Annotated in this window: 7 protein-coding genes and 2 pseudogenes; 5 read left to right on the forward strand and 4 right to left on the reverse strand. The window is 68.0% G+C overall.

The genetic code is table 11. From position 1 onward, the window contains the following. A partial coding sequence (locus AB0L95_RS41420) for a transposase (RefSeq protein WP_365171758.1) occupies nt 1–615 on the forward strand: 615 nt, incomplete at its 5' end. A 177-nt stretch (nt 616–792) separates the two neighbouring features. Here the strand turns inward: AB0L95_RS41420 and AB0L95_RS41425 are convergent. After that, on the reverse strand, nt 793–1,110 hold the full coding sequence (locus AB0L95_RS41425; protein WP_365171760.1) for a hypothetical protein: 318 nt from the start codon (nt 1,108–1,110) through the stop codon (nt 793–795). A 56-nt stretch (nt 1,111–1,166) separates the two neighbouring features. Between AB0L95_RS41425 and AB0L95_RS41430 the strand changes: the two genes are divergently transcribed. The 3 genes from AB0L95_RS41430 to AB0L95_RS41440 all read left to right on the forward strand — a co-directional run bounded on the left by AB0L95_RS41430 (nt 1,167) and on the right by AB0L95_RS41440 (nt 2,435). Next, entirely contained in the window at nt 1,167–1,475 is a 309-nt protein-coding gene (locus AB0L95_RS41430) for an IS3 family transposase (RefSeq protein ID WP_053728476.1), read from the forward strand. A 37-nt stretch (nt 1,476–1,512) separates the two neighbouring features. Next, nucleotides 1,513–1,851 (forward strand): hypothetical protein, encoded by a 339-nt coding sequence (locus AB0L95_RS41435; RefSeq protein WP_365171763.1) that lies wholly within the window; start codon nt 1,513–1,515, stop codon nt 1,849–1,851. Between the two features lie 83 nt (nt 1,852–1,934). Beyond that, nucleotides 1,935–2,435, forward strand: coding sequence for a GNAT family N-acetyltransferase (locus tag AB0L95_RS41440; protein ID WP_365171765.1), 501 nt, complete (start codon nt 1,935–1,937; stop codon nt 2,433–2,435). Nucleotides 2,436–2,456: 21 nt separating this feature from the next. On the opposite strand, the pseudogene AB0L95_RS41445 reads toward AB0L95_RS41440, so the two are convergent. Continuing rightward, nucleotides 2,457–3,032: pseudogene (locus tag AB0L95_RS41445) on the reverse strand (transposase); the annotation flags it as partial. 832 nt (nt 3,033–3,864) lie between these two features. Between AB0L95_RS41445 and AB0L95_RS41450 the strand changes: the two are divergent. Further along, a pseudogene (locus AB0L95_RS41450) lies at nt 3,865–4,353 on the forward strand (transposase); the annotation flags it as partial. Between the two features lie 239 nt (nt 4,354–4,592). On the opposite strand, the gene AB0L95_RS41455 reads toward AB0L95_RS41450, so the two are convergent. Beyond that, on the reverse strand, nt 4,593–6,563 hold the full coding sequence (locus AB0L95_RS41455; RefSeq protein WP_365171767.1) for an acetoacetate--CoA ligase: 1,971 nt from the start codon (nt 6,561–6,563) through the stop codon (nt 4,593–4,595). A gap of 278 nt (nt 6,564–6,841) precedes the next feature. Further along, a complete protein-coding gene (locus AB0L95_RS41460) occupies nt 6,842–7,213 on the reverse strand; it encodes a tautomerase family protein (RefSeq protein WP_365171769.1) in 372 nt (123 codons plus the stop codon). Between the last annotated feature and the right edge of the window lie 251 nt (nt 7,214–7,464).

The raw sequence follows: 7,464 nt of genomic DNA on the forward strand, positions 1-7,464 counted from the left end.
CAGGCCCGCGGCCTGAACTACGTCGCGGGAATCTCCAGCACGCTGCCGGCTCAGCCCGCCGACGCGGCGCCGGTGACCGAGCCGTACTCCGGGACCGGGCGCCCGCCGGTGACCAGGTATCCCGGCAAACCGCAGTCGGTGAAGGAACTGCTCATCGCGGCAGGACGGAAGGCAGCTCGGCCCGTGCAATGGCGGGAAGGCTCCCGGCCCGGCACCGGCCGCTCCGGCCGCTCCGGCCGCAAGCGGATGTACTCCCGCTTCGTGGCCCTGCGCATCCGGCCTGCCGGACACGAGGTCCGGCAGGCCACCGACGGCCCGGAGCTGCCGGAGTGCCGGCTGCTGGCCCAATGGCCTGCCGGCGCGCCCGAGCCCGTGCAGTTCTGGCTGTCCGACCTGCCCTCCGGCATGCCACTGGCCACACTGGTCCGGCTCGCCAAGCTCCGCCGGCGCATCGAGCACGACTACCGGGAGATGAAGCAGGCCCTGGGCCTGTCCCACTTCGAGAGCCGGACCTGGGGCGGCTGGCACCACCACGTCACCCTCGTCTCCGTCGCTCATGCCTTCCGCACCCTGCAACGACTGACCCGGGCCCCCAAAGACGCGGCGCCGGCCTGAGCCTCCACCAGGCCGTCCGCGAGCTACAGACACTCCTCGCAGCCTGGACCGGCGCCTGCCCGACCTGCCACCGCGACATACCCACACCAATACGCACCTGACCAAGCCCTAACCAGGACCGGTCCGGTCGATCTTGGACGTGGGCGGTCGGGCATGATGCCCAAGGACCGATAGGGGTCACGGTTCAAAGCACGGCCACACTCTCCCCCCATGCGGGGATCTCTGCTGGCTGATACCGCCCGACCACCAGGCCACGCCGAAGGCGAAGAGCAGCGGGAACGCGATGATCCGGGTCGGCTGCTGCACATGTGCCACGGTCAGTGCGGTGAGTACCCCGAGGAACACGGCGATCAGGACGAGCACCGTGCGCAGCACCTTCGCCAGCGCGTGCCGGGCGAGCACCGAGCCGATGACACGCCCGCCGGTGAAGCCGCCCGCGCCGAATACGATCATCAGCGCCGCCACCCCGGTGCTGTCCAGACGGGTCTGCCGCACGATCGGGTGACATCTGAACTGGCTTGCCCTGTAGGGCGGGTGGAAAGGATGTCGCTGTGCCCAAGCCTTATCCCGAAGAGTTCCGCCAGGACGTCGTGCGGGTCGCGAGGAACCGCGGCCCGGGTGTGACAGTGGAGCAGGTGGCCACCGACTTTGGGGTCCACCCGATGACGTTGTGGAAATGGATGCGCCGGGCGGACATCGATGACGGGACCAAGCCCGGAGTGACCAGCCAGGACAGCGCGGAACTGCGGGAAGCCCGGCGGCGGATCAAGCTGCTGGAGCAGGAGAACGAGGTCCTGCGCCGGGCCGCGGCCTATCTGTCGCAGGCCCATCTGCCGGGAAAAGGATCTACCCGCTCGTGAAGGAGCTGGCCGCGGACGGGACGCCCGTCGCGGTCACGTGCCGGGCCTGAAGCTCGCCAGACAGCCTTACTACCGCTGGCTCGACAAGCCGGTGACCGACACCGTGCTGGAGGAGGCATACCGCGCGAAAGCGCTCTTCGACGCCCACCGCGACGACCCTGAATCCGGCTACCGCTTCCTGGCCGATGAAGCCCGTGGTGCCGGGGCCCGGATGGCGGACCGGACCGCGTGGCGGATCTGCCGGGACAACCGCTGGTGGAGCGTGTTCGGCAAGAAGCGCGGCAGAATCAAGAAGGCGGGTCCGCCGGTGCACGACGACCTGGTCCGCCGCGACTTCACCGCGAACGGGCCGAACCGGCTGCGGCTAGTGCTGTGACCGCATAGGTTCACCGGTTTGGCAGGAAGATCGGACGGTTATCCCGTTGCTGTCGCTTCCGTCAGTACGGCAGGGTCTGCGGCATGATTGAATTGCGCACTTTGGAATCAGACGACTGGCCGATCTGGCGGGAACTGCGGCAGGCAGCCCTGGCGGAGGCGCCCTACGCGTTCGGGTCGACGCTTGCCCAGTGGCAGGGAGCTGGTGATCGCGAAGACCGCTGGCGTGCCCGTCTGGAGATTCCCGGCGCACACAATGTCGTTGCGGTAGTTGACGGCCGTCCTGCGGGGATGGCCAGCGGCGTTCCAGTTGATCAGGCAGAGGACAGCGTTGAGCTGATCTCGATGTGGGTCAGTCCCGCGGCCCGGGGCAGAGGGGTCGGCGACTGCCTGATCCGAGAGGTTGCACGGTGGGCTACAGAGCGAGGTGTCAAGTCTCTGCGCTTGTCTGTGATGCCGGACAACAAGAGAGCTGCCGCTCTCTACGAGCGCCACGGGTTCACGGACACCGGTGTGCCGGGTGACCTCCTGCCTGATGGCACGGGTAGGGAACAGGTCATGGCCAAGGACCTGACGAACAGCTAGGTAGATCACCGGGTCGCTTGGTCATGCAACCACGGCGAGCGGGCGTCCGCCCCAGCGGATGCCCTTCTCGCTGCGGATGCGGGCGCGTTCGCGTCGTTGGGCGGCCAGTACGTCGGGATGGCGGGCGTTCTTGTTGCGCCAGCACAGGTAGGCGTGCAGGGCGCGCGTCTGCGCGGTGTGGTTGCGGTGGTCGGAGTTAGCGATGGTGAACTGCCGCAGTGGTCCGAAGTGGGCCTCGATCGGGTTCGCCCAAGAGGCGTAGGTCGGGGTGAAACACAGCTTGACCTTGTTCTTCTTCGCCCAGCGACGGATGTCGGCGCCTTTGTGGGCGGACAGGTTGCCCAAGATCACGTAGATCGGGGCGCCGTCCGGGCGGGCGGCACGGATCGACTTCAGTGTGGCCAGCGTGTTCGCGGCGCCCTTCTTGCGGCGGTTGACGCCCCACAAGGTGTCGTCACCGATCGAGTAGCAGCCGTGGAAGTAGCGCACCCCGTGGGTGCGGTGGTAGGTCGCCGGATGCCGCTCGGGCCGGCCTTGCTCGGCCCAACATGATCCGGCGGTGGGCCGGATGCCGAGCGGCCCGAACTCGTCGAACGCCGTCCGTGGCGAAGAAGCCGCAAAAGGGGCAGTGCAGACGACGAACAAGAGCTGATACCCCTGAGCGTCCCGGAGATCCGCCGCTTGATGGGCCACCTGGTCAAACCCCGCCACCAGAGCAACGAGCACCATCTGCGCTGGTCACGCTTCCGACGCCGCAGCCAGGCCCGAGCCCGCCGATCCCACTACAAACGCGGAGGCCAAAACCCTCAAATGCGGTTGCAGTACTAGTGCATGGGCAGCCTGCTCCCAGGACGTGCCCGAAGCGGCCTGAGACGTGAGCGCGCCCCCGCCGGGGTTCCAGTTCGGCGGGGGCACGTCTCTCACCAGGCGGGCGCCTGTACGCACCGGGAAACAGACTAACGGCGCCCTCCGACATCGACTCCGACCAGCGAAGATGCCAGCTTCAGCGCGGGCAGCCGCAGCGGCCGGGTGTTCCACACCCGCGCGAACTCGGTGAAGGCGTACGTCGCCGGCAGGCGCGCGGCCGTCTCAGCGCAGTCCCGGCAGGAGATCGGGCCGTCCTCACGTCCGCGCGTGCACACCCGCTGCCCGTCATGCACCGCGTGCCGGGCCGTCTCAACCCGTCGTAGACCGGCTCACACCGGGATGGTGCGCCATCTGGCGCACGGCCCGGCGCACCGGTATGGGCCGACGGCACGTCTGGCCGCCAGGCCGGTCTAGAAACGTCGGGGTTAGCCTTGGGGCAGCCTCGCGCTTTCACGAGCAGGGCTGTCCGAGGATTGATCAAAAGAGCGAGGAATGCCTCTGACCTGGGGCGATGGGACTTGTCTAGGGTCCTGGTCGTCGTCAAGAAATCTGCACTCCTCAGGTGAAGAAGCGTAGCGGGTCGTACCCGCATGTCCGCGTTGAGGGCCATGGCCGCGGGGTGGTCTCACAGTCCGGCGCCGTCCTGCTGGTCGAGACCGCACGTAAGACCGGACTGGACACGGCACTGTCGACGGCTCTGGCGCCGTGGCGCAAGGCACGCGCGGTCCATGATCCCGGCAAGATCCTGCTGGACGTCGCGCTCGCCGTGGCGTTGGGCGGGGACTGCCTGGCCGATGTGGCGATGCTGCGGGCCGAGCCCGCCGTGTTCGGGCCGGTAGCCTCCGGCCCAACCGTCTCCCGACTGGTCGACACCGTTGCCGCAGCCGGGCCCCGTGCACTGGCGGCCATCCGGCGGGCGCGGGTTGGCCGGCAAGACGGCCCCGGACGCGGGCGGCGAGGTGATCGTGGACATCGACGGCGTGCTGGTCCTCGCGCACTCCGAGAAGGAGGACGCCGCCAGGATCTGGAAAAGACGTTCGGCCACCATCCGCCGGTTGTCGGGATCGACGGCGAGGTAACGGCGCCGGGCTAGGTCCGCGCGGTGCTGGGCGCGCTGGACATGGGTGGCCCGCAGCCGGTCGGCCTCGGCGGCCTGCGCGATGAGCTGGTCGCTGACTTTCAGCGCTGCGTCGACGGCGAGCGGAGCGGTGATGACCCGAATGGTCATGCCGGGCCAATGGGCATCGGCGCTCTCGCCAGGTCGAGTTGCTTGAAGACTTCCGGCTGCCATCAGGGAGCCGTGCGCGGTCCGTTGCCGGAGGCGCTATGTGCCGCACGGATCGCGTCCAGTGCTGCCGGGTCGGCCAGCGTCCCCGGATCGACGACTGCGGCCGGGTCGGTTCCCTGCAGGATCTTTTTCACCGCGGTCTCGATCTTTTTGCCGCTGATCGTTCGCGGGATCGTGGGCACGGCTCGGATGGTGTCGGGGATGTGCCGGGGTGAGAGCTGGGTTTTGAGTTCTCTGCGGATCCGGGCGAGCAAGGTATCGTCCAGGTTCCAGCTGGGGGCGAGGACTAGGAACAGCATGAGCTGTCCGGCGCCGCCATCGATGTCCTCGAGGTGGATCAGCAGGCTGTCGATGACTTCGGGCAGTGCCTCGACGACTTCGTAGAACTCGCTGGTGCCCAGTCTGACGCCACCTCGGTTGAGGGTGGCGTCGGAGCGGCCTGCGATCTCGCAGGAGCCGTCGGTTCGGAACCGCGCCCAGTCGCCGTGTCGCCAGATTCCGGGGTAGGTGTCGAAGTAGGCGTCGCGGAACTTTTTGTGGCCCTGGTCGTTCCAGAAGCTGACCGGCATTGAGGGCATCGGCTGCCGGACGACGAGTTCCCCGAGTTCCCCAGCGACCTCGTGGCCGGCCGGGTCGAATGTGGTGACGTCCACGCCGAGGCACCGCCCGGCGATCGCCCCGGGCACCATTGGCAACCATGGATTGCCGGCGACGAAGCCGCCACAGATATCGGTGCCGCCGCTGATGGAGTTCACCAGCACCTGTTCGCCGAGGCGCTCCACCACCCACGAGGCGCCTTCCCCCGGCAGCGGCGAGCCGGTGACGCCCACCTGCCGCAGCGTCGAGAGGTCGTAGTGCCCCTCGGGGCGCAGCCCGTCTTTGCGACAGTTCATCAAATAGGTGGGCGAGGTTCCCAGGAGTGTGGCACCGGCCTCAGCGGCCAGCGCCCACTGCGCGCCGATATCGGGCCACAGTGGGTTGCCGTCGAACAGTACGATCGACGCCCGCCGCAGCAGCCCGGAGACGAGGGTGTTCCACATGATCCACGCCGTGGTGGTGAACCAGAGCATGCGGTCCCCGGGGCGGGTATCGAATACCAGGTCGTGTGTCTTGAGCTGCTCGAGCAGGATCCCGCCGTGTCCGTGCACGATCGCCTTGGGCCGCCCTGTCGTGCCGGAGGAGAACACCACCCACAGGGGATGGTCGAACGCGACCGGGGTGAACTCCAGGGGCTGGTGCTCGGCGAGCAGTTCATCCCAGCCCATCGTGTCCGGGAGCGTGTGCGGGCCGTAGGGGATCTGAACGACGTGCCGCACCGTGGGTAGCTCGGAGCGCAGCGCGGCGACCTCCGGCCTCCGGTCCACTTCCTTTTCCCCGTACTGGTAGCCACCGACTACCAGCAGCACGGTGGGGTCGAGCTGAACGAAGCGGTTCACGACGCTGCGCGGGCCGAACTCCGGGGCACAGGACGACCAGATCGCGCCGAGGCTGGCTGTGGCGAGGAAGGCCACGACTGCCTCGGGGATGTTGGGCAGGTAGGCAGCGACGCGGTCGCCGGGTCCGATACCGAGGCGCTGCAGTCCCGCCCGGGCACGGGCGACGGCGTCGCGGAGCTGGCCGTAGGTCAGTGTCGAGTCCCCGATGGTCTGCGAGCGGCCCACGATCGCGATGTCGTCCTCCGCGGGTCCGTCACCCGACCCGACGCCGCCCAAGATGTGCTCGGTGTAGTTGAGCCGGGCACCTGGGAACCAGCACGCACCTGGCATGGTCGCCTCGGAGAGCGCTTGCTCGTACCGGGCGTGTGTACGGATGCCGTAGTACTCCCAAAGCGCCTCCCAGAAGTGACTGATGTCCTCGACTGACCAGCGCCAGAGCTCGTCGTAGTCGCGGAAGAGCCGGTTCTCGCGGATGCGGGCCCAGGCAGTGAACCGCGCGATCCCACTGTCCTGCGGCGGCCGCGCCGGGCGACTCACGAGGCCGCCCCTGCCTCAGTCTCTCGTCCCCTCACGGCCTGGAGGTACTGCGTCCCCGGAGCCGCGGAGAGGACAGGCAGGAAGGTCCTTGACTGGTCTGAACAGGAGGCGAGAAGGCCGGCGCGTACCGCTGCGTGGGCGATGGCCGGGTGGCCGCCAAGCAGGGGCCGGCCCGGGGCGGCGGTTGGCTTCTCGGGAGTGAGCATCGTTGTTGCAGGGCGTTCCATGGGGACCTTGTTCCTTGAGGCGAGGAGGTGTGGTCAGGCGGCGGATCGGGCTCAGACGATCGGCGGTTCGGGCAGCCGCACCCCACCGCGCATGGTGCGCTTGGCCGGGTACTCGGCGGCGGCGAGTTCGATGTGGTCCTCGGAGTCCCCCGTGATCCGGCTCCATGACTGGCTGATGCCCTTCAAGAGCCGCTCGATCGCCTCGTCGCTGCGCCCCGCTCGAATGTGGGCGATGATCAAGGTCTCTGTGGTGGACACGCCGGAGCGATAGCTGCTGTCCGGGGTCAGATCGTGGAAGACGACACTGATCAGGTCCATCGGGGACTTGATGACCTCCCGTACGACATCTGTGATGTCGGACGCGAGCCTGGCCTTGATCTCCGGCGTGAGGCCGGATCGGTTCTCGACCATGACAATAGGCATCGCTGACCTCCTGGTTTCGACGTTGAAATTCAGGCTGGAACCCGGCGCGCAGGCGCCTATGGAGCACTGTCGTCGAAGCTGGGAGTGATGACGTCCACCGGACGGCCGCGAGGTGCACACGCGGGCCACGTCGCCGTGCGCACGGCACAAGGGACAGCGGAAGATTTCAAGTCCAGTGAGACGGTCGTGATGCTATGAGGTTTGTGGTGCGGGTTCCCTGCGCTTGGCCGGGTCGTTGATCCAGGCCTGCT

It is taken from the genome of Streptomyces sp. NPDC052036 (assembly GCF_040680495.1).
Lineage (GTDB): Bacteria > Actinomycetota > Actinomycetes > Streptomycetales > Streptomycetaceae > Streptomyces.

What these genes read in the sequence shown, in the direction of transcription:
- AB0L95_RS41440 (WP_365171765.1), top strand. Translation starts at nt 1,935, where the DNA reads ATGATTGAATTGCGCACTTTGGAATCAGACGACTGGCCGATCTGGCGG.
- AB0L95_RS41460 (WP_365171769.1), bottom strand. Translation starts at nt 7,213, where the DNA reads ATGCCTATTGTCATGGTCGAGAACCGATCCGGCCTCACGCCGGAGATC.